This window comes from Kribbella sp. NPDC050820, assembly GCF_040653975.1.
Taxonomy (GTDB): domain Bacteria; phylum Actinomycetota; class Actinomycetes; order Propionibacteriales; family Kribbellaceae; genus Kribbella.
In genome coordinates this window covers 449124-468773 of sequence record NZ_JBFAHB010000001.1, presented here as the reverse complement: position 1 = coordinate 468773, position 19650 = coordinate 449124, and the positions used below count along the sequence as shown (strand labels likewise).

Below are 19650 nucleotides of genomic sequence, written 5' to 3'. Positions count from 1 at the left end.
CTTCTAGAGTTTTGCGACCTCCACGGTCGCGCCGTGGTCGCGGAGCGGCTGGATCAGGTCCTGCGGGGTCTTCTCGTCCACGATCACGACGTCGAAGTCGGTGAGTGGCGCGAGCCGGTGCAGGGCGGTGCGCTGGAGCTTCGCGTGGTCGACCAGCAGCACCTTGGTCTTCGCGGACCGCAGCATCGCCCGCTTCACCAGGACGATCTCCTCCTCCTGGTGGAAGGCGTGCGTCGGCGACACCGCGGAGACCGAGCAGAACAGCAGGTCGGTGTGCAGCGCCTCGACCGCCTCCGCGCACGGCATCCCGCCGAACGAGTCGTGCGTCGCGGAGTAGATCCCGCCGAGCGCGAGCAGGGTGATGTCCCGCAGCGCGGTCAGCTTGGTGATCGCGGGCAGGAAGTTCGTTGCCACCGTCAACGGGGTGATGTCCTCGAACAGGTCGACCAGGGCCAGCGCGCTGGTCGAGTCGTCGAGCATCACCGACATGCCGGGCTCGATCATCGCGCGGGCGTGCCGGGCGATCGCGGTCTTCTCGGTCTGCGCGGTGTTCAGCCGGTACGCGACGTTGCTCTCGAACACGCTGGTCGGCTGCGCGCTGACACCGCCGCGGTACTTGCGCACCACGCCCTGGCGCTCGAGCTCGTCCAGGTCGCGGTGCACGGTCATCACGCTCACCCCGAACGCCTCGACCAGGTCATTGGCCGAGACCGAGCCGTGCTCGACGACGTAGGCCGCGATCTCGGCCTGCCGGCGGGCGGGACGACTCAGCTCGGTGGTGTCACCGTCGACGTCGGATGTCATGCCAGGGTCTCCATTCGTACTGCGGGAACGTTGTACGCCTCGAGACCCACTGTGCCGTCCTGCCACCGGAAACGCACCAACGCCGCGGGACCGAGCGCAGGTAGCAGTCTGCGGTAGTCGTTCAGCCGCAGTCCGAGCACCCGGCAGGTGAGCAGCCGGATCAGGGTGTTGTGCGCGACCACGAGCACCCTCTGGCCCTGGTGCTGCCGCCCGATCTCGTGGAAGACCTCGTGCACCCGATCGGCCGCCGCGGCCGGGTCCTCCCCACCGGGGAAGTGGTCGCGGACCGGGTCCAGCTGGAACGCCTTCGCCACCGCCGGCGGCAGCTCACCGAGCATCTTCCCCTCGGCCGAGCCGAAGTCGACCTCCCGCAGCCGCGCGTCGAGCGTCGGCTCGAGGTCCAGCAGCTCGGCCGTCGGCGCGATGGTCTGCCGGGCGCGCAGCATCGGCGAGCACCACAGCACGTCCGGCGCGTAGTCGATCGCCCACTCCCTGAGCTGCTGCGCCTGCCGTACGCCGACCTCGTCGATCGGGAGGTCGGTCGACCCGGTGTAGCGGTTGCCGTGGTGCCATTCGGTCCGGCCGTGCCTGGCCAGGACGATCGTCGTTCTCATCCGCGGTACCCCCGTCGGTCCAGCTCGGCGACGAACTCGCCGTACAGGTCCTCGAGGTGTCGTTGACCTGGTTCGAGGATGCGGTCCGTCCTGACCATCCGGCGCGCCGTCTCGGTGAGCGAGCCGCCGGACGACGCGGCGAGCACGGCCATGCCGTACGCCGGGTCCGGTGCCGCCGGGAGCTCGACCGGTACGCCGAGGACGTCGGCGCGGAGCTGGTTCCAGTACCCGCTGCGGACGGCGCCTCCGGTGAGCGACACCGATCGGAGTGGCTCCGCGCCGAGGCCGACCATGTGCTCGAAGGCGAGTCGCTCGATGAAGGCCACACCTTGTAGTACCGCGACGTACGTCGCCAAGTCACCGGACGGGTTGCCCAGGGTGAAACGCTCGGCCTGCGGAGCGACGAACGGGAACCGCTCACCCGTCTTGGTGAGCGGGTAGATGACGGCGTCGACCGGACTTGCCGCCTTGTCCAGCGCATCGAGGTCCGCGTGTGGAAGCAGCTCGGTGAGTACGCCGGCGCCCGTGCTGGAGGCGCCGCCGGGGAGCCAGCCGCCGTCCGGATGCCGGTGGCTGTAGACGGCGCCGGTGGGGTCGTCGAGGAGGTCCTTGCTCACGCCTTTGAGGACGAGCGTCGTACCGAGCACCGAGTTCCACGCGCCGGGGCTCAGGGCGCCGGCGGCGATCTGGGCGGCGCAGCCGTCGGTCATGCCGGCGTAGACGGGAACTCCGGACGGCGTCCGGCCGAGCTCGGTGCCGGGGAGGACGACGTCGGAGAAGAGGCTCGCCGGGAGGCCGAGCCTGTCGAAGGCGGCCTGCGGCCAGGTGTCGGCGACCAGGTCGTAACCGGTCTTGAGGGCGTGACTGGTGTCCGTGGCGACCGGGTGGCCGACGAGGTGCGCCGCGACGAAGTCGGCGCTGTGGACGATCCGGTGCTGCGCCGATGGGTTCAGCGAGAGGAGCTTCGGGAGTGCCCAGGTCGGCTGCATCGAGGTCGACCAGCGATTCGGGTCGGCGTCCACGATGCGGTCACGCAGGTCGGCTGCACGGGCGTCGTCGTACATCAGCGCCCGGGTGACCGGGCGGCTCTGCTCGTCGGTCAGCAAGAAGGTGCCGGAGGTCGAACAGATCGCAATGCCGTCGAGCTCGGGGCCGGCGACCTCGGCGAGGACGGCGTCGACCGCGTCCAGCCAGGTCTGCGGGTCCTGCTCGTGGCGTGGGCCGTCGCGGTGGCTCACCAGCGGCCGCGCCGCGCGGGCAGCAACCGAACCGTCGGCATCGACGCGGACGGCGCGCACACTCTGCGTGCCGAGGTCAACGCCGATCCAGCTCACGCCCAGCCTCCCGATCCAGTGTTATCTGCGCTGATAACATAACATCAGAAGACGGTAAGAACACGCCAGCCCGCGTCCGAACCCGGACAAGACTCGGCTCCCGCAGCTGTGAGGCTTGCGGGAGCCGGGCGGGCCCAGTCGGCTGCGCCTGTACCGACGGGACGGTCAGAGTGGTGGCTGATCAGGAGTGCATGAGCACCAGGGCGGGGTCGACGGCGGCGAACTCGATCCGGCCGGCGTCGAGCGCGCCGTACGCGCCGATCGGCCCGCTTGCCGGGCGGCCGTTGCGGTTGACCCAGAAGCCCCAGCCCGCCGGCGCCTCCGGCCATTCGGGATCCGGCTCCCAGCCCGGCGGCGGACGCCAGGTGTCGCTGGGCGGCTCGGGCCAGTCAGGTGGCGAGTTGAATCGATGCACGGGCGGTCCTTCCCAGATTCCCCAGCGAATCTGCCCCAGCGATCTCTGCAGATCGTGAACTGTCTGACTGCTCAACGACCTGATGCCCGGAAAGGTCACGGCTAATTTTGTGTAAAGATTCTCCGGCACACGGCCACCAATCACACCACCGCGCCGGGAGGTAGGCAACCATCCGCTCACCAGGCGGACTGCACGTGCATCCGCACCGGCATTTGGTTGCCGTCGACCCGGTAGTTGGTTGCCTAGACCCTCGCGGTCCGGAGGTCCTCGAGGCGGGCGCGGACCCGGTGGTGCTCGGTGAGGGACTCGGCCAGCGCGTAGCCGAGGGAGCGGTAGGCCTCGAAGTCCCACTCGTCGTAGAACTGGTCGCCGGTGGTCCGCCGCGGGAAGTCCGGGTGCCCGGCGGCGTACTGCTCGATGTCCCAGCCGAGGTGGCCGGCCAGCACCGCCTTCACGAAGAAGATCTCGGTCTTGTACGGCTTGTCCGCGCCGTCCTTCAGCGGGTGCGTCGCGATCCCGTAGGCCCACGGCCGGTCGGCCCGCGGCTTGCCGCCGCGGACCATCGGCGACGGGTCGATGTCGATCTGGATCCCGTGGTCCATCCGGGCGGTGGCGATCGCCTCGGCCAGCGCGGTGAACCGGTCCTCGGGGTCGTTCGACGCGTCGATCACGATCACCTGGGCCGGCTCCCGGCGGAGCGCCTCGACCAGGCCGAGGTTGTCGTAGTGCCCGCCGTCGGTGACGTAGATCCGCCGGTCGTACATCGACGGCTGCCCGATCCCCTCCAGCAGCAGCCGGTACGGACCCGGCTTGTCGATCACGCTGCCGACGTACCGCCGGACCTTCGCGACGGTCCCGCGGACCTCCGGGAACGCGGGCGTGGACCGGTTGTTCCAATACGGGTTCGGCAGCCACACCCCGAGCCGCGCGTTCAGTACGGCGAGCAGCAGCCGGACCGGCCTGGTCCGCGCGTTCACCCGGCCGGTGAGCGGGCTGAACGCGGCGCCGCTGATCGCCATCGCGGCCGGCACCGTCACCTCCCGCTTCAGCATGTCGGCCTCGCGTTCGTAGTCGTCGGTCACCCGGCGGCCGCCGTCGGGCAGCGACCGGTCGCCGATGATCCCGATCTGCTGGGCGTCGAAGACGAACGGCACGCAGTCGCGCTGGCTCGGCACGAAGTCGCCGTCGGACACGTTCGCGACGCCGGCGATGACCAGCTGCGGCCCGCCGTCGACCGGCTTGCCCCACTCCGAGTACCGCAGCCGCAGGTGGTAGTCGAGCGCGACGGCCGCGCCGTTGTCCTTCCGGGTGACCAGGAACGCGCGCGACAACCGCTCGCGGTAGAACGAGTGCAGCGACGTCCGGTTCGCGTCGGTGAGCACCTTGATGGCGACCGCGATCGCGGCCAGGATCAGCGCGACGGTCCAGTTCTCCTGGTACCCGGGCTCGGTCGCGTAGCCGCCGGTCCAGCGCAGCAGCACGATCACCGCCGCGAGCACGATGATCGCGCTCGCCGCCCACGGCGCGAGCTTGGTCCGGGCGAACGCGAGCAACCGGGCCCGCATGCTGCTGGACTCCTTGCCCTCGACCGCGAGACCGTTCCAGACCGCCTTGCCGAGCCCGATCAGGACGACGACGAGTGCGCTGAACGACGCGATGCCTTGTCTCGCCGGATCGACCAGCGCCAGCAACGCCGAGGGCAGACTGGACTCGCCCGCGAGTTGTGCCAGCAGGTAAAGGCCGCCCGGTACGCCGAGCAGCAGCACGGCAAGCGGTACGCCGAACTTGAGTGCGACGTTCGCGATCGTCGTCAGGATCATCCGGACCACATCCGGCATCCGGGCCCAGCGGTCCCACACCTTCTCCAGCACGAACATCGCCGCGCTCACTGCAAGCGGGAACAGCGACAGCCCGAGGAAGAACCAGGAGTCGTTCGGCCGCCAGTCGACCTCGATCCCGCCGTCGCCCAGCACGACCACCTGCTGGTCGGCGAGGAACCAGCCGAGCACCCAGGCGATCGCGCGCAGTGTGATCCCGATCAGCAGCAGGTTGACGACCAGCCCGAACAGCACCGACAACGCGGCCCGGAACATCGCCCGGCCGCCCTGCAACAGGTACCGGGTCTGCCGCCGCAACCGCGCGAGCTCCGGCGATCCCGGCGAGAACGGGTCGGTGCAGGTCCGCCGGAGGACATGGAACGCAGCGGCCATGTAGCCGCCGCCGCTGACGCCGATCACACTCGACGCCTTGTCGTACAAGCCCTTCTCGCGCAGGAGTTGCAGGGCGCCGAGGCAGAACGACGCCGACCGGATCCCACCGCCGGAACAGGTGATCACCAGCTGGCCGGCGTCCTTGCCGTCGTCCTTGATCCGGTTGAACGTCGCCGGTGGGTCGAGGCGGACGCCGTACAGCTTGCGTTGCCCGAAGCGGCTGGTGGCGAAGAGCGCGACGGCCAGGATCACGGCGCCGGCGAGTGCAGTACCGCGCATCAGCCAGGTGAGCCAGCCGGTCGACAGGTCGACGCAGGACGTCCCGAGCTCGTTCCACAGCCGGACGTCCTCGACGATGTCGAGCACCGCGGCGGCGAACACGATCCACGACCCGACGGCCGCGATCTGCTTCCAGGACTGGCGATTCAGGAACTTGACGTACTTGTAGGCCCGGTACGCCGCGTAGACGTAGGCCATGATGAACGTCGCGTCGACCAGCAACGACAGCCGGCCGGGCACCTCACAGCCGAGCGCCGAGCCGGCCGCGTCGTGCACCGCGTCGCGCATCGGCCACTGGACCACGGCGAGCACGACTGCGAGTTGAAGTGTCCTGGTCAACGTCCGGCGCCGGCCGATCTGCTCGATCGTGGCGTCGCCTTTCGTGCCCTCCGATTCCCCGAGCATCGCCCCATGATGCCGGTCGTGGAGTTCAGGCGGCGACTTGAGACTCGCTGATGCGTGTCAGCGGCCCGGCCGCCTGCTCCAGGGCGGCGAGCTGGGCGCAGGCGAGCGTGATCGCCTCGGACTGTGAGCAGCAGCCGTCGGCGTACCAGTACGGGTCGTCCGGCTGGCGGTCGTCGGCGTCGTCGATGTCGGCGTACCAGCAGTCACGTCCGTGACAGCGGTAGTGCACGACCCTCACCTTCAGCTTCATGCGCGATACGACGCCGGTCCTGGTACGGCGGTTCCCGGCCTTCGATCCTGCTGTGAAGGGTTTACAACGATGGTAAAGACGCAGTACAAACGACGGGACCGGTCCGCCCCTCCGGCTCGAGAGGTACTGCCATGTGGTTCTTCCGCCCCACAGTCGCCTTGATCGCTTCCGCCGTACTACTGCTGGCCGGCGTCGTACCGGCGTCGTCGGCGCCCCAACTGGAGAGTGCTGTGCAGTCACAGACCTTCCGCAACCCCGTGAACCCGTCGGCCGACCCGTCGCTGATGTTCCACAACGGCAGGTACTACGTCGCGACCACACGCGGCGACCGGATCGGGATCTGGTCGTCGCCGAGCCTGGCGACCCTGCTGGTGCAGCCGGAACAGGTGGTCTGGCGGGACTCGGACCCGAGCCGCAACACGCAGATGTGGGCGCCGGCGTTCCGACACGTGGGCGGCCGCTGGTACATCTACTACACCGCCTCCGACGGCGTGGACGCGAACCACCGGATGTACGTGATCGAGTCCGAGGGCGACAACCCGCTCGGCCCGTACCACTTCAAGGCGAAGATCGCGGACTTCGGCGAGTACGCGATCGACGGCGAGCCGATCACGGTGAACGGACAGCAGTACTTCGTCTGGACCGGGCCCGGGCGTGGTCAAGGTGGACCGGCACAGCTCTACATCGCACGGATGAGCAACCCGTGGACGGTGACCGGCGGCCGAGTCGCGATTCCCGCCGACGGTGGTTGCAGCGAAGTGCGCGAGGGACCGACGCCGATCTACGGCAACGGGCGCGTGTTGCTCACCTACTCGTCCTGCGACACCGGCAAGCCGGACTACCAGTTGTGGATGAAGAGCATCGCGAACGGCGCCGACCCGATGGTCGCGTCGAACTGGGTGCAGCACCCCGGCCCGATCTTCTCCCGCAACGACGCGACCGGTGTGTGGGGTCCGGGTCACCACTCGTTCTTCAAGTCGCCGGACGGGACCGAGGACTGGATCGCGTACCACGGCAAGAACACCAGCACCTACACGTACTCCTTCCGCACCAGCCGGGCGCAGAAGATCAGCTGGAACGCCGACGGCACCCCGAACCTCGGCCGGCCGCTGGCTGCCGGCGCGACGCAGAACCTGCCGTCCGGTGACCCCGGCTCGGCGAACTACTGGATCAACGACACCGACAGCACGGTCGTGTACAGCGGCAACTGGAGCTCGGGATCGGGCTGCGGGAACCAGTGCTTCTGGGGCAACGACCACTGGAGCGGCGTTCGGGACGCCTCCGCGACCATCCACTTCAACGGCACCAAGGTCGCGCTGCTCAGCGTCGCCGACGTGGGCAACGGGATCGCCGGTATCTCGATCGACGGCGGACCGGAGCAGCGGATCGACTACTACAGCTCGATCCGCGTCGGCGAGCACCTGATGTACGTCAGCCCAACCCTCGCCCCCGGCGCCCACACCATCCGCGTCCGCGTCACCGGCGACAAGAACCCAGCCTCCACCAGCACAGTCATCAGCCTGGACCGCATCGAGGTCTACTGACGGGCTCAGGTACGCCGTACCGCGAGCCCGTCGACCTGGTAGACCCTGCTTCCCACCCTGGTGGTCAGGAGGACCGAACCGGTCAGGAAGGTCGCCGGCACGGGGAGCGGTACGACGGCCTGGTACTCGGTCGTCGCCTTGTACAGGTTCACAGCGCCCACGTACTTGCCGTTGTAGTAGACGTTCAGGCCGCCGCAGGTTGCGCACTTCGTGGCGATCAGGAACAGCCGCTTGGCCTGCACGCTGCGGGAGACGGAGATGCCCTGCGCGCTGGTGACGGTCGCGGTACCCAGGTAGTAGGCGCGATGAGAGGCCCGGACCCAGCCCTTGGCGGCGCCCATCAGGCGGTCGTCCGAGGGCCGGGCGAAGCACTTGTCGGCGGTCCAGCCGGACAGGTTGCCGGCGAGGTCGCGGACCCGGACCGAAACGCAGTACTCGTAGCCCGCGGCAACGCTGATCGCGACGGACGTCGCCGTCGTACCGGACTTGACCGGCGCGTAGGCGCCGAAGTTCCCCGCGGTGGATGCGATCCGCCACCGAACGTCGTACGAGCCGATGCCGTTGTCGTCGGCCCCGGCGTAGGTGATCATGGCCGTGGCCGCCTTCGTCACGTCGAACGTCGGTCCGGTGATCTTGACGCTCGGCGCAACGGAGTCGACGTTGAGCCAGCGGACGGCTGTGGTCCCGCGTCCGCCCGGCTCGACGGCCCAGACCCTCAGGACGTGCAGGCCGGGCGCGACACCGGCCTTCTGGAACGGCGACGGCGGGCACGGCGCCGTTCTGACCCCGTCGAACTCGCAGGTCAGGTAGGGCGAGACCAGCCCCGTTGTGTCGAAGGGCACCGTCAGGTTCGGCCCGACGTAGGCCGGGGTCGGCTTGATCGTGATCTGTGGGCCCTGCCAGACGGCCGACTCGACAAGGTCGCCGGCCGGCGGGTCGAAGAGCTGCGCGTTCACGTACGGCCGTCCGTCGTTGACGGGGACCTGCTGCAGAGTGCTCCCGGACTCCGTACGGCGGGTGACGAGCAGGTGGTTGGAGTTCGCCCAGCTGATCCACTCACCACTCGTGCCGAACGGGTAACCAGGGACCGGAGTGCCCCCGGCGACGGGGATCACGTTCACCGAGGTGTTCTTGAAATAGGCGATCCACAGGCCGTCCGGTGACGCGACCGGGTGCTGCGCCAGTTCGGTGCCGGCGTACGTGGTCAGTACCGCGCCGCCCGCCTTGGCCTGGATCCGTTGCAGTTTGCCCTGCGCCTGCTCCTTGACGACGAGTGTCTGGTTGTCGGGCAGCCAGGACGGCGCGGCCAGGTTGCAGCCGACCCGGATCGGGGTGCCGCCGGTCGCGCCGATGACCTCGACGCAGGAAGTGCCGTCCTGCTCCCGTTCGAAGGCGATCCGGGTGCCGTCCGGTGACCATGACTTCACTGAGATCCCACTCGACCCGTCGAGGATCTTCACCGGTTGCGCGTGCGGAACGACCGCCGAGACCGTCCACAGGCTCGTCTGCCCCTGTGAGAAGACGACCTGCCGCCCGTCGGCCGACGCCGCGATGGCCTTGTCGACCTGCTGGGTCGGGCCCGAGGTGGCGAGCGGAATGACCTGGGTTGCTCCCTGCACGGCGAGCTGTCCGAGGAAGGTGCGGCTGACGCCGTCGGTCGTCACGGTGTGAGCGACGGTGACGGCATCTTTCGGCTCCACGACGGCTGTGCCCGGTACGGTGTCGGCCGGTCCGGGAACGCTGGCCGGTCCCTCGCCGTCGGCGTTGACCGCGGCAACGGAGTACATCGCGCCGGGAAGCCGCTCGGTGTCCTGCCAGTTGAAGAGGGTGCCCGCTGCTCGCGGCACGGGGTAGGAGGTCTCGGTGCCGTTCACGGTGCGGCGAACGACGAAGCCGGTCACACCGTCGGTGGTCCCTTCGTCAGCGGGAAGGTTCCAGGCGAGGTCGATCCCGGTGAAGGTGCCCTTCACCCGCACGCCGAGCGGCACCGACGGAACCGACTCCGCCTGCTGGGTCGAGGTGGAGAAACCGTTGACCGCCGTGGCCGGAACAGCCGCGGTCAGGACGACGGCCGACAGGGCCACAGGCGCGGCGAAGCGCAGGAACGTGCGCAAAGGGAACTCCCAGAAGTCAGAGCGGCGGAAAGATAGCCGCGCTCTGCTATCGGCTACGGCGGCCGAACGTTACAGCGACGATCGACGAACGGGCTTTGAGGTATTCGGCTGGGCTTGTGCCGGTGATTGATCGCGTGACTCGGTGGAACTGGGGGTAGCTGCCGAAGCCGGCCTCGAGGGCTGCGTCCAGGACGGTGACGTCGTGGCCGGCGCCGTACGTGTCGAGGAAACGCCGGAAGCGGTGCTCGTTGCGAAAGCGGGTGATGTTCGTGCCCATCTGCTGGGCGTCGAAGCCGGCCCGGCGTTCGAGCGGCTGCCCGACCACCCGTCCTGGGTCACTCCTACGGCGCTTCTGCGGTGAGGAGGACAGCTACGTCGAGGGTCTCTTCATCGACGGGTGTTTCGCGTCGATCCGGCGGCACGGCGGCTTCTTCCTCCCCGTCCACTCCGGCAGCTACCGGGGCGCGGTAGGCGGCAAGTACGGCTACGGCGACGGCCTCTCCCACGGCGACGCCACGAACCAACCTCGGCCAACGCAGAGCCGTCTTCTACCGCTATGGCGCCTCCTGGTCCACCACCCGCTACTGCTAGGTACTCCTAACCTTGCTCGCCCGGGTAACCAAGGAACAACACGCCATCCTCCAACCGATCCCACCCTGTACCCCTAAGGTCTACTTGGCCTTGTGACGAGCGCGACCTGGCAGCACTCGCCGAAGGCACCCACCGAATTCCGCAACCGCCTCCTGGCAGTCGGACTCGCCGAGTACGCCGAACCCCTGACCAGGCTGTGCCGCCAAAGCCTCCGCCTCGTACCGGCTCAGGACACCCGGACACGGCTTGGCGGCCGGCCGATGCTTGCCGAGAGCATCGAGTGGCCGACCACTGCCGAGGGGCGCCCGTTGAGCTTCATCGCCCAACTCGACTGCGCGGAGATGCACGCCTGCTCGCCGGCGGCGGCCGCGCCCCTGCCCGCCGCTGGCTGGATCAGCGCCGGCTCGGGAACGGCAGAAGGCTCACCCCGGGATCGCGAACCGGGCTGCCTCTTCTATTGCCGCCTCATCGGCCGCCCACCGACCCGTCAGCGGCGAGCGTTCGCAGGCCACCGGCTCTGTGCGTGGCAGGTCGGGATCGCCGCGGGGCGTGGGTGGGTGAGACTGCGCGGACACAGGACGTAGGCGAGCAGTGCGCTCACTCCGGCCGTGCCGACTCGATAAGTCAGGGCTGGTTGCGCGAGGTGGTGGCGGGTCGGCCCACGGTGGGCGGGAGACGTGGACTTTGCCGTTGGAGATCGTGACTGTCCAGTGGCCGGCGTGGAGGTCATGATGGTGGCGGCGGCACAACAGGACGAGGTTGCCGACCGAGGTGGGGCCGCCGTCGATCCAGCTCCGCAGATGGTGGGCGTCGCAGTGAATCGGTGGCGCGCCGCACACGACGCAGCCTCGGTCACGCGTTCAGGGCGCGGCGCATCGCTCGGTTGACTAGTCGTTCGGCGCGACCGACGTCGAGTGGTTCCGAGTTCGTGCCGAGTACCAGTGGGATGATCTTCGCGTCGCAGGCCAGACGCCGAATTGCCCCCGCGGACAGGTCGTCGCCGTACACGAGCTTGCCGGTCGCGTCGGCGGCGGCCGCCTTCAGGTCCGCCAAGTCGATGGTGACCGTGATATTCGCCTTGGCCCCGAAGCCGGGCACCCACCCGCCCGCACCACCACGCACACCATCAGCAGCCGCACGCTCAGCAGAAGCGTCGCCCACGCAGGCTGCGCAATCCGGACCGGCACAAGCGTGCGGTACCGGGCCGCTGGTGATGTAGCCGGTGGTGGTGTGGCCGGTGGTGGTGTGGCCGGTGGTGGTGTCGGGCCTGTGGCCGGCGTCGGCAGCAGCGGCGGCAGTCGTCAGGACGCTGGTCAATGCGTCTGCCTGGCGCTTGTCGCGTGATCGCGGATCTGCTTCGCCGTCCACGGTCTTGCGCGGCTTGGCGCCGGCGTGGATGAGGGCGCGGAACAGCTCGGCGTTCTCGTTCGCGAGGTAGCCGCGGAACGTCACACCGTTGTCGGCCGTGCTCATGGTGAGAGACTCGCGGGCGTAGGCCTTGCGTTCGTTGGGCTCCGGGCCGTCAGCGTCCAGAAGATCGCGGATCTCCTTGCCTGCCTTGCGAAGCTCAGCCGGCGAAAGGTGGCGAGCCAAGGCAACCAGCTGCTGCTCGGCGACCTCGACGTCCTCAGCGGGAACCGTTGACGGGACGCGCTCGAGAGCCGACACGATGGCCTCGGCCTGCGCCGGCCGTAGCAGCCACCGACGTTCACCGTCCGAACCACGATCATCAGCTCTCGCCACGTCATCAGCTACGTCGACGGCGACATCGGTGGAGTACTGCGCAGCCGCATCGGGGAGAGCCGCCGACACCTCGACGTACCTCGGTAATGCAAGAGCGAGCCGCACATCACGCCGAGCGTCGATGCCATTCAGGCGATACCGGAAGGCCAGCAATCGGGCCGTGTCGTGGCCGCCGATCTCCTCGGCATGCCCAACACCCTCCAGGCCCGCGATGACCTGTAGGCGGTAGGTCTGGAGCCGGGCGAGCTCAGCCTCGAGTGTGTCGAGAGTCGACAGCATCTCACAGCCGCTCATCGACCACACCGGCCGCTCACCCAGAGGCTCCATACCTGAACCCTAGACACCACCACCGACAGAACTCAAACCGAAATCCCCTTATTTTCTTGGGATTCCGGCAACCACTGTTGTCCACAGCCACGGGACCCTGTGGACAACCCTGGCCTACCTGCTGCTCACTGTCACTGGGCCGAAGAGACCGGACATCCCCTGGCCTGGGAAGACGAAGTGGGTGGGGCTGATGGCGTCGAGATGGTTGGCGGCGGTGTTGAAGATTTCCAGGGTGAGGGTGTGGTTGCCGGGGGCCACGTTTGGGAGGTCGAAGGTGTGGGGGGAGCAGAAGCGGATGCCGATCGAGATGCCGTCGACTAGGACCTCGGCGGTGCCGCGGACGCTGCCCAGGTTCAGGGTTGTGGCCTGGGAGAGGTCCAGGCGGCGGGTGTAGCGGACGCCGCCGGAGTATTCGGCGAGGCCGTGGGATTGCCAGTCACCCAAGGGGATTCGGCCGGGGCCGACGGTGAGGCGGATCGGCCCGGTGAGAGCAGCGCCGGACTCATGGCCGGGGGTGGTCATCAAGGTGAGCCAACCCGTACGAGCGCCAACAGGTACGTCGGCCACCACTCGACCCGAGCCAGTAGCGAGCTGCTGGCCGTCGACCGTGAGGACGGCGTCGCCGACCACGTCGACCTCCAGGCCGGTGGTGCCTGGTGGAAGGTCGAAGCGCAGGTGCTCGATGCGGTCCGGCGTCGAGCGAGGTACGGCGAAAGTGATCGGCTCAACCACGTCAGTAGAAGTGCCGTCGAGCCACGCAGCCCCAGGCAGCGGATGTGGTCGACGGGTCAAGTAGAGGTCGGCGAGGGCGCGGTGCCACGGCCGCCGCCGTACGGTCGGAACAGTCGTGCCGTCGACCGTCGCCTTCCAGTCGTGTTCGGAGATCGCGAGCCCGTCGACCAGGATCGGGGTCGGCCGGGTGACCTCCACGACGATCGTGTTCTCGACACCCGGACGGAGTGCGGCAGCCGCGTCGTACCGGCGTACTCGGGGAGTCGGCCGCTCGTACGGCAGGAAGCCGCCCTGACGTCCGATCTCCAGGTCGTTGACGAGCACCCGCGCCGCGCCCCACGCAGTCAACGTGAGCTCGGTGCGATCCCCCGGTACGACGCTCGTGCTGTACGTGATCGCCGACCCGGGCGACGCAGCCGCGATCCACGAAGGACGACGGTACGCCGCCAGGTCGCGTACGAACGCCACATTCGCCCGAAGCTGCAACTCCTCGTCGGGTGTCAGCCGCAATTCGAGGTGATGCGTACCGGCGTCCAGCGCCACCGGGACCGAGCCGAAGTACCCACCGGCATCGGTGATCGGCAACGACCGACCGTCGATCAGCAGCTCCTTGGCCGCCGGTGCACTGACAACCACAGTGCTCTCCAACGCCGAAGCCAGCTGGAACGCCGCGGTGAAGGTCACCGTCTGGCCGGGCCCAACGGCACCGAAGTCCAGGAAGTCCTCGGGGACGTGACCCTTCGGGCCGAGCGCGTGGTGGTGGATGTGGTCCTTGCGGATCCCCCGTGACTCGGAGTACTCGACGGGCTCGCCGTTGATCAACCCATGCGGTCCGAAGGTGGCGTGCGCCGGCTGCCACTCGTCCGAGCCGTCGACGCGATGCTCGAGGGCCCAGCGCTCGACAACCACCGGATCCGACGGCGCCGAGGCCGGCCAAGCGAAGTCGCCCCAGCTGTTGTCGAGGGTCGGAATCAGCTCCGACTCCCACTCCCCGGTCAGCGTCTCTACCTGTTGAGGAGCATCGGCCGATACAGCATCAGCCGACGCGTTGCCCGAGGCAAACACCACGAGCGCCGCCGGCCCGGCCGTGAACGGCACGACGATCTCGGCGATCCCGCTCTCATCCACGGTGTGGGCAAGGGGTTTCGACGACCCGTCGAACGGCGACACCAGCACCGGCGGCCCCGGCACCTCCCGGACCCGAAGGCGAACCTTGTCCCGATACCGCGTGGGATCGAAGGAGTACCCGACCCGAGCCCACTCGTGGCTGATCCCCCGCCCCACCGGCTGACCGTCGATCTCGGTCGCGCTCCACTCGGTCGGCGTGACGAACACAACCAGCGCCCCGTCGACCTCCCGGGTCAGCACCGGCACGTCCGCCTCCACCCGCCGCGGCAACCGGGACAGCGCCGCAGGCACCTCCGCCGCCGACTCGACCAGCACAAGCCCCGACAACCCGTCAGGTACGGCGCCGACAGCAACGACCAACCCACCTGCAGCAACAAACTCGTTCAGCCGCTCAGCAACCGCATCCTCGAGCACCGTCGCCGCAGGCAACACAACGGCCGCGTAGGACTCGGAAGCAACCGTCAACCGAGCCCCATCGACAGCCTCAGCCCCGGCCACCGACTCGTCATCGATCACGTCCGCATCGATCCGAGCCCGATCCAGCACACCGAGCACCGGCGCAAACCACGTCGCGTCCCCGATCAACTCCCGATACACCGACTGAGCCCGCAACGCATCCGGCCCAGGCCCGTCCATCGTCAGGTCGGACTGCGCCGTCGCATTCGGAAACAGTACGGCGACCTCGCAGACATGCCGCCCCAACGACAACGCCGCGCACAACCGAGTCACCGCATCCGCAAACGACTTGTGATGCCGCCAGTACGGTTGCCGCCAGTCAGTGGACGGCGGCGCCCACTCCCACCACCCGGCCCGGGTCGTGTAGTACACGGCGTGCGGGTTGTAGAGCGTCGCCCCGGTCCGCAACCACGGCAGGAGCCAGTCGAATGTCTCCTCCAACGTCCCACCCCACCCGGTGGAGTGGAACGCCTCGATCCAAGTCCGCGGACGCCCGTACAGGTGCGCCAACGACGAGTGGATCCGCGCATCCCCGTGATGGTCCGACCCCGGTGCACTGAACCACCGGTGCGTCCGCGCATAGTCGGCGTACAGCTCGACGCCCTCGACCGGCAGCCCGGCGCGCGCCGGGTCCTGCTGATCGCAGCCCACGATCAGCCCGTGTTTCTCGTGCCACTCGTGCAACGGCTTGAAGAACGCCTCCTCGGCCAGCGAAGCCCGGAGCGCGTGGTAGTCCCGCCGTACCCGAGCCCCATCCGGTACGGCGAGATCCCACAGCGCATCGAGCCGGTCCCGAAGGTCGTACCCGTACCGTGCTTCGAATCGCGAAGCGAAGTCGGCGGACCAGGTCGGCACCGACGGCAACTCGTCCTGGAAGGACCCGACCACGACCCGGCCGAGGCGATCCCCGAGCCGCCGCTCGAACTCACCGTGCACCTGGTCCAGCAACGCCGTACAGGCCGACGGACTCAGGTAGTCGAACCCGTGGTCCGTCTCGTAGTACAACAACAGCTCCGACTCGACATCCGCCTCGCACGAAGCGCCTGCGCCATCGAGAACCACGTCAACGCCCGACGACACGGAGGCCGAGATCACCCGGCCACCCGGCGGACACCGCAGCACGAGCCGGCCGGTCCCGCTGACCGTCGAACGCTGCAACCGCCGTCCGGCGTAGGCAGGCTGCCGAGCCACCAACCGCGCCTGGATGTCCGCCCCCGAGAACCCGAGCTGGTCGTAGAACCAGAGCGAGACTCCAAGCGACGCCGCGTCGTCACAGACCCCGAGGAAGATGCTCCACCACTCTTCCGAGAAGAACGGCGGATCGTCCGCGTCGCACCCGTGGTCCGACCCGGCCGGGGCCAGGTTCAGTACGACGAGCTGGTACACCCCACCTTCGACGAACCGCTCCAGCTGCCAGCGCAGCCGGGCCGGGTCGAGCGGCTCGCCGCTCCACCACCAGATCGGCACAGGTGAGTGGGACCTGGGCGGATCGGCGAGGACCGACGCCAGGCGAGGGGGAAGTGCCACGGTTATCCCTTCAGGCCGCTGGAGAAGCCGCGGATGACGTACCGCTGGAGGACCAGGAAGACGAGCAGGATCGGCAGCGCGGCCAGCACCAGGCCGGCGGCGACGAGCCCGTAGTCCGAGGTGTACTCGTTGACGAAGGCAAACACCCGGACCGGGACGGTCTCCCGGCCGGAGCCGCCGAGGTACAGCAGCGGGGTGAAGAAGTCGTTCCAGATGTGCACCGCGTTCAAGATCAGCACGGTGCCGGTGATCGGCCGCAGCAGCGGGAAGATCACGTACCCGAACGCCTGCAGGTGCGAGGCGCCGTCGATCAGCGCGGCGTTGGTGTAGTCGGCCGGCAGCGACCGGATGAACCCGGTGTAGAGGAACACCGTGAACGGGAGCTGAATGCCGGTGTAGAACAGGATCATGCCCTGGTATGTGCCGAGCAGGCCGAGGTCGTTGACCAGCTGGTACAGCGGGATCATCCCGAGCTGGAACGGCAGGATGATGCCGACCAGGAACAGGATGTACAGGCTGTAGCTCAGCCGGGACGCCGTACGGGCCAGGAAGTACGCCGCCAGCGACCCGAGCACGATCAGGATGACCACACTCGACACCGTGATCAGCGTGCTGTTCAGCAAGGCGGACCCGAGCGACGCGGACTGCCACGCCTCGCCGAAGCTGCCGACCGACGGCGGGTTGGGCACCGACAGCGGCTGGTTCGCGATCTGCGACGGATCCTTGAACGCCAGCGTCACCAGCGCGTAGACCGGGAACAGGAAGGCGATCGCGACCGCGATCATGACGAGCTCACGCAGCAGCGTGCGCGGGCGGTAGCCGGTCCTCATGCCGTCGTCTCCCTCGAACGCAGGTAGCCGATCTGGATGAAGGAGACAGCCGCGACGAAGATCGCCAGCACCAGCGCGACCGCGGTGCTGTAGCCGAACTTCCCGTACACGAACGCCTGCTTGTAGAGCACCGTCGACAGCGTGTCGGTCGCGTACCCGGGACCGCCGTTCGTCATCGCGATGATCTGGGTGAACAGCGTCAGGCCGCCGACCGTCGACAGCATCACGTTGATCGTGGTCGCCGGGGCGAGCAGCGGCCAGGTGATGTGCCGGAACCGCGCGAACAGGCCGGCGCCGTCCACCATCGCGGATTCCTGCAGCTCCTGCGGCACGCCTTCGAGCCCGGCCAGGAAGATCACCATCGAGTACCCGGCGCATTGCCAGATCACGGTGAACGCGACCGACCAGATCGCCAGCGACGGATCACCGAGCCAGTCCTGCCGCAGCGCCCCGAGGCCGATCGCGTTCAGCGCGGCGTTCAGCCCCGCGTCCGGCGCCGGGTTGTAGACGTACTTCCAGAGGAACGACACCATCACCGGGCTGACCACGACCGGCGCGAAGAAGATCACCCGCAACGCCATCCGGCTCTTGATCCCGGTGTGCACGCCGAGCGCGAGCAGCAGGCCGATCCCGTTCTGTACGACGACGATCGCGACGGTCAGCAGCAGCGTGTTCCACAACGCGCCGAGCGCCTGGTCGTCGTGCACGAGCTGCTTGAAGTTCTCCAGCCCGACGAACGAGCGCTGCTCCCCCACCCCGGACCAGTCCGTGAACGCCGACCCCGCCCCGGCGATGCTCGGATACAGCATCACCAGCGCGTAGACCACCAGAGCCGGCACCGCGAACAACCACGGCGGCGAGATCCCGCCGCCGCGACGCCGTGATGCCTTCACGGCGTCGCGTCGGACCGCCTGCAAGGAAACTGTCATGCGCTCTTCCGGTAGGCCTCGTCCATCTTCTTCAGGGCGCCGTCCACCGTGGTCTTGCCACCGAGGAGCTCCTGGACGACGGCGAAGTGGGTGGGCTGGACCTCGGCGTTCGGCCAGCGCTGGTCCATGAACGGGACGGCCTTGTCGTCCTTCAGGTAGGGCAGGAACGGCTTCAGCACCGGGTCCACCTTGGCCTCGCCGTCGGAGTACAGCGGGACGCAGGCGACCGCTTCGGCCCAGGCGTTCACGACGTCCGGCTGGCCGCAGTACTCGATGAACTTCTTCGCCTGGTCGGCCTTCTTGCTCTTCGCGCTGATCGCGATGCCGACCACGACGCCGCCGGGGATCCAGTTGTCCGCCTCGACGTCGGTGGCCGGGAACGGGAACATGCCCAGGTCGTCCGGCGACGGCGCGGCCTCCCGGAACGCCTGCAGTACGGCGGACACCTGCACAGCCATCGCGGCCTTGCCGGTGCCGACCATCGAGGTGGCCTGCTCGTACGTCGTCCCGTTCGGGTTGTCGTTGAAGTAGCCCTTCTTCTGCAGCTCGAGGTACTTGTCCATCGCGTCGGCCCAGCCGGAGTCGGCGAACGACGCGTTGCCGGCGGTCATCTTGTCGTCGAAGTCCGGAGTCTTGGCGTAGACCGTGCCGGGCACCAGCGCGTAGTCGATCAGTTGGGTCACCCAGGGGGTCTGAGCCCCGAGCGCGATCGGGACGATGCCCTTCTTCTTCAGCTTGTCGCAGACCGCCAGCAGCTCCGACCAGGTCTTCGGCGGCTCGACGCCGGCCGTCGCGAACGCCTTCTTGTTGTAGATCGCGCCGAGCACGCTGGTGCCGGGCGAGAAGATGAACGTCTTGCCGTCGTTCTGGAACGCGCCCTTGAAGCCGGCCGGGATCTTCTGCGTCCAGGACTGGCCGCTGAGGTCGGCGAGCAGGTTCGCCTTGCTCAGCTGGACCATCGACATCGCGCTGCCGTTGCCCGGGTAGACCGCGTGCAGGTCGGGCGCGTTCCCGGCCGCGAGCTGGGCGCGGAGCGCGGTCTGCAGCTGGTCGGCGGGTGAGAACGAGAGGTTGAAGTCGAAGTCGGAGTGCGCCTTCTTGTAGTCGTCCAGCGCCTTGCGCAGACCGGCCTCCTGGCTGCCGGCGCCGATCACCTTCAGCTGGCCGCCGGACGACGACGAGCCGCCGTTCCCGCCACCACAGGCGGCGAGCGTGCCGACGGCGGCGGCGCCGCCCATCAGCTGCAGGAGCCGCCTCCGACTGACGGACTGATCGAGTGCCATGGGGTTCCTCCTGAGCCGTGGGGCAAGAGCCCCTGAAATACCGCCTGGTGATGTGAAGTAATCGTGAAGTCGTGTTACTTTCTCCACGCGGGACGCTACGGACGGCCCGGAGGGGTGTCAAGACCTCGTTGAAAG

15 protein-coding genes and 1 pseudogene are annotated in these 19650 nt (G+C 68.5%); 2 read left to right on the top strand and 14 right to left on the bottom strand.

Translation table 11 applies throughout. The features are described 5' to 3' along the window. Positions 1-3 precede the first annotated feature (3 nt). The 6 genes from AB0H36_RS02345 to AB0H36_RS02320 all read right to left on the bottom strand — a co-directional run bounded on the left by AB0H36_RS02345 (position 4) and on the right by AB0H36_RS02320 (position 6311). The gene (locus tag AB0H36_RS02345; protein WP_360515069.1) at positions 4-804 is read right to left on the bottom strand and encodes a DeoR/GlpR family DNA-binding transcription regulator; all 801 of its coding nucleotides are present in this window, start codon (positions 802-804) and stop codon (positions 4-6) included. Then, complete coding sequence (locus AB0H36_RS02340) at positions 801-1418, bottom strand: histidine phosphatase family protein (RefSeq protein WP_360515066.1); 618 nt, start codon at positions 1416-1418, stop codon at positions 801-803. The genes AB0H36_RS02345 and AB0H36_RS02340 overlap by 4 nt, the downstream gene beginning before the upstream one ends. Further along, a complete protein-coding gene (locus tag AB0H36_RS02335) occupies positions 1415-2752 on the bottom strand; it encodes an FGGY-family carbohydrate kinase (protein ID WP_360515063.1) in 1338 nt (445 codons plus the stop codon). The genes AB0H36_RS02340 and AB0H36_RS02335 overlap by 4 nt, the downstream gene beginning before the upstream one ends. Positions 2753-2933: 181 nt before the next feature. Then, on the bottom strand, positions 2934-3167 hold the full coding sequence (locus AB0H36_RS02330; protein WP_360515060.1) for a hypothetical protein: 234 nt from the start codon (positions 3165-3167) through the stop codon (positions 2934-2936). Between the two features lie 242 nt (positions 3168-3409). Beyond that, the gene (locus tag AB0H36_RS02325; protein ID WP_360515057.1) at positions 3410-6061 is read right to left on the bottom strand and encodes a hypothetical protein; all 2652 of its coding nucleotides are present in this window, start codon (positions 6059-6061) and stop codon (positions 3410-3412) included. A 25-nt stretch (positions 6062-6086) separates the two neighbouring features. Further along, positions 6087-6311 (bottom strand): hypothetical protein, encoded by a 225-nt coding sequence (locus tag AB0H36_RS02320; protein ID WP_360515055.1) that lies wholly within the window; start codon positions 6309-6311, stop codon positions 6087-6089. A gap of 131 nt (positions 6312-6442) precedes the next feature. On the opposite strand from AB0H36_RS02320, the gene AB0H36_RS02315 reads away from it, so the two are divergent. Then, complete coding sequence (locus AB0H36_RS02315; RefSeq protein WP_360515052.1) at positions 6443-7855, top strand: family 43 glycosylhydrolase; 1413 nt, start codon at positions 6443-6445, stop codon at positions 7853-7855. Positions 7856-7860: 5 nt separating this feature from the next. Here AB0H36_RS02315 and AB0H36_RS02310 read toward each other — a convergent pair whose 3' ends face one another. Further along, positions 7861-9969 (bottom strand): hypothetical protein, encoded by a 2109-nt coding sequence (locus AB0H36_RS02310; protein WP_360515049.1) that lies wholly within the window; start codon positions 9967-9969, stop codon positions 7861-7863. Positions 9970-10015: 46 nt separating this feature from the next. Next, the gene (locus AB0H36_RS02305) at positions 10016-10294 is read right to left on the bottom strand and encodes a helix-turn-helix domain-containing protein (protein ID WP_360515046.1); all 279 of its coding nucleotides are present in this window, start codon (positions 10292-10294) and stop codon (positions 10016-10018) included. A gap of 358 nt (positions 10295-10652) precedes the next feature. Here AB0H36_RS02305 and AB0H36_RS02300 point away from each other — a divergent pair. Next, a pseudogene (locus AB0H36_RS02300) lies at positions 10653-10940 on the top strand (DUF1963 domain-containing protein); the annotation flags it as partial. A 42-nt stretch (positions 10941-10982) separates the two neighbouring features. On the opposite strand, the gene AB0H36_RS02295 reads toward AB0H36_RS02300, so the two are convergent. From AB0H36_RS02295 to AB0H36_RS02270, 6 genes are all read right to left on the bottom strand, one after another. Further along, positions 10983-11399, bottom strand: coding sequence for an HNH endonuclease signature motif containing protein (locus tag AB0H36_RS02295; RefSeq protein WP_360515043.1), 417 nt, complete (start codon positions 11397-11399; stop codon positions 10983-10985). 13 nt (positions 11400-11412) lie between these two features. After that, positions 11413-12630 carry a DUF222 domain-containing protein gene (locus AB0H36_RS02290; RefSeq protein ID WP_360515040.1) on the bottom strand — a complete coding sequence of 406 codons (1218 nt, stop codon included), beginning with the start codon at positions 12628-12630 and terminating at the stop codon, positions 11413-11415. A 114-nt stretch (positions 12631-12744) separates the two neighbouring features. Continuing rightward, positions 12745-16473, bottom strand: a complete 3729-nt coding sequence (locus AB0H36_RS02285) for a hypothetical protein (protein WP_360515037.1) — start codon at positions 16471-16473, stop codon at positions 12745-12747. A 2-nt stretch (positions 16474-16475) separates the two neighbouring features. After that, positions 16476-17303, bottom strand: coding sequence for a carbohydrate ABC transporter permease (locus AB0H36_RS02280; RefSeq protein ID WP_360515034.1), 828 nt, complete (start codon positions 17301-17303; stop codon positions 16476-16478). After that, positions 17300-18232, bottom strand: a complete 933-nt coding sequence (locus AB0H36_RS02275) for a sugar ABC transporter permease (protein ID WP_360515031.1) — start codon at positions 18230-18232, stop codon at positions 17300-17302. Before AB0H36_RS02275 ends, AB0H36_RS02280 begins: the two co-directional genes overlap by 4 nt. Further along, positions 18229-19515 (bottom strand): extracellular solute-binding protein, encoded by a 1287-nt coding sequence (locus AB0H36_RS02270; protein ID WP_360515028.1) that lies wholly within the window; start codon positions 19513-19515, stop codon positions 18229-18231. The genes AB0H36_RS02275 and AB0H36_RS02270 overlap by 4 nt, the downstream gene beginning before the upstream one ends. Positions 19516-19650 lie beyond the last annotated feature (135 nt).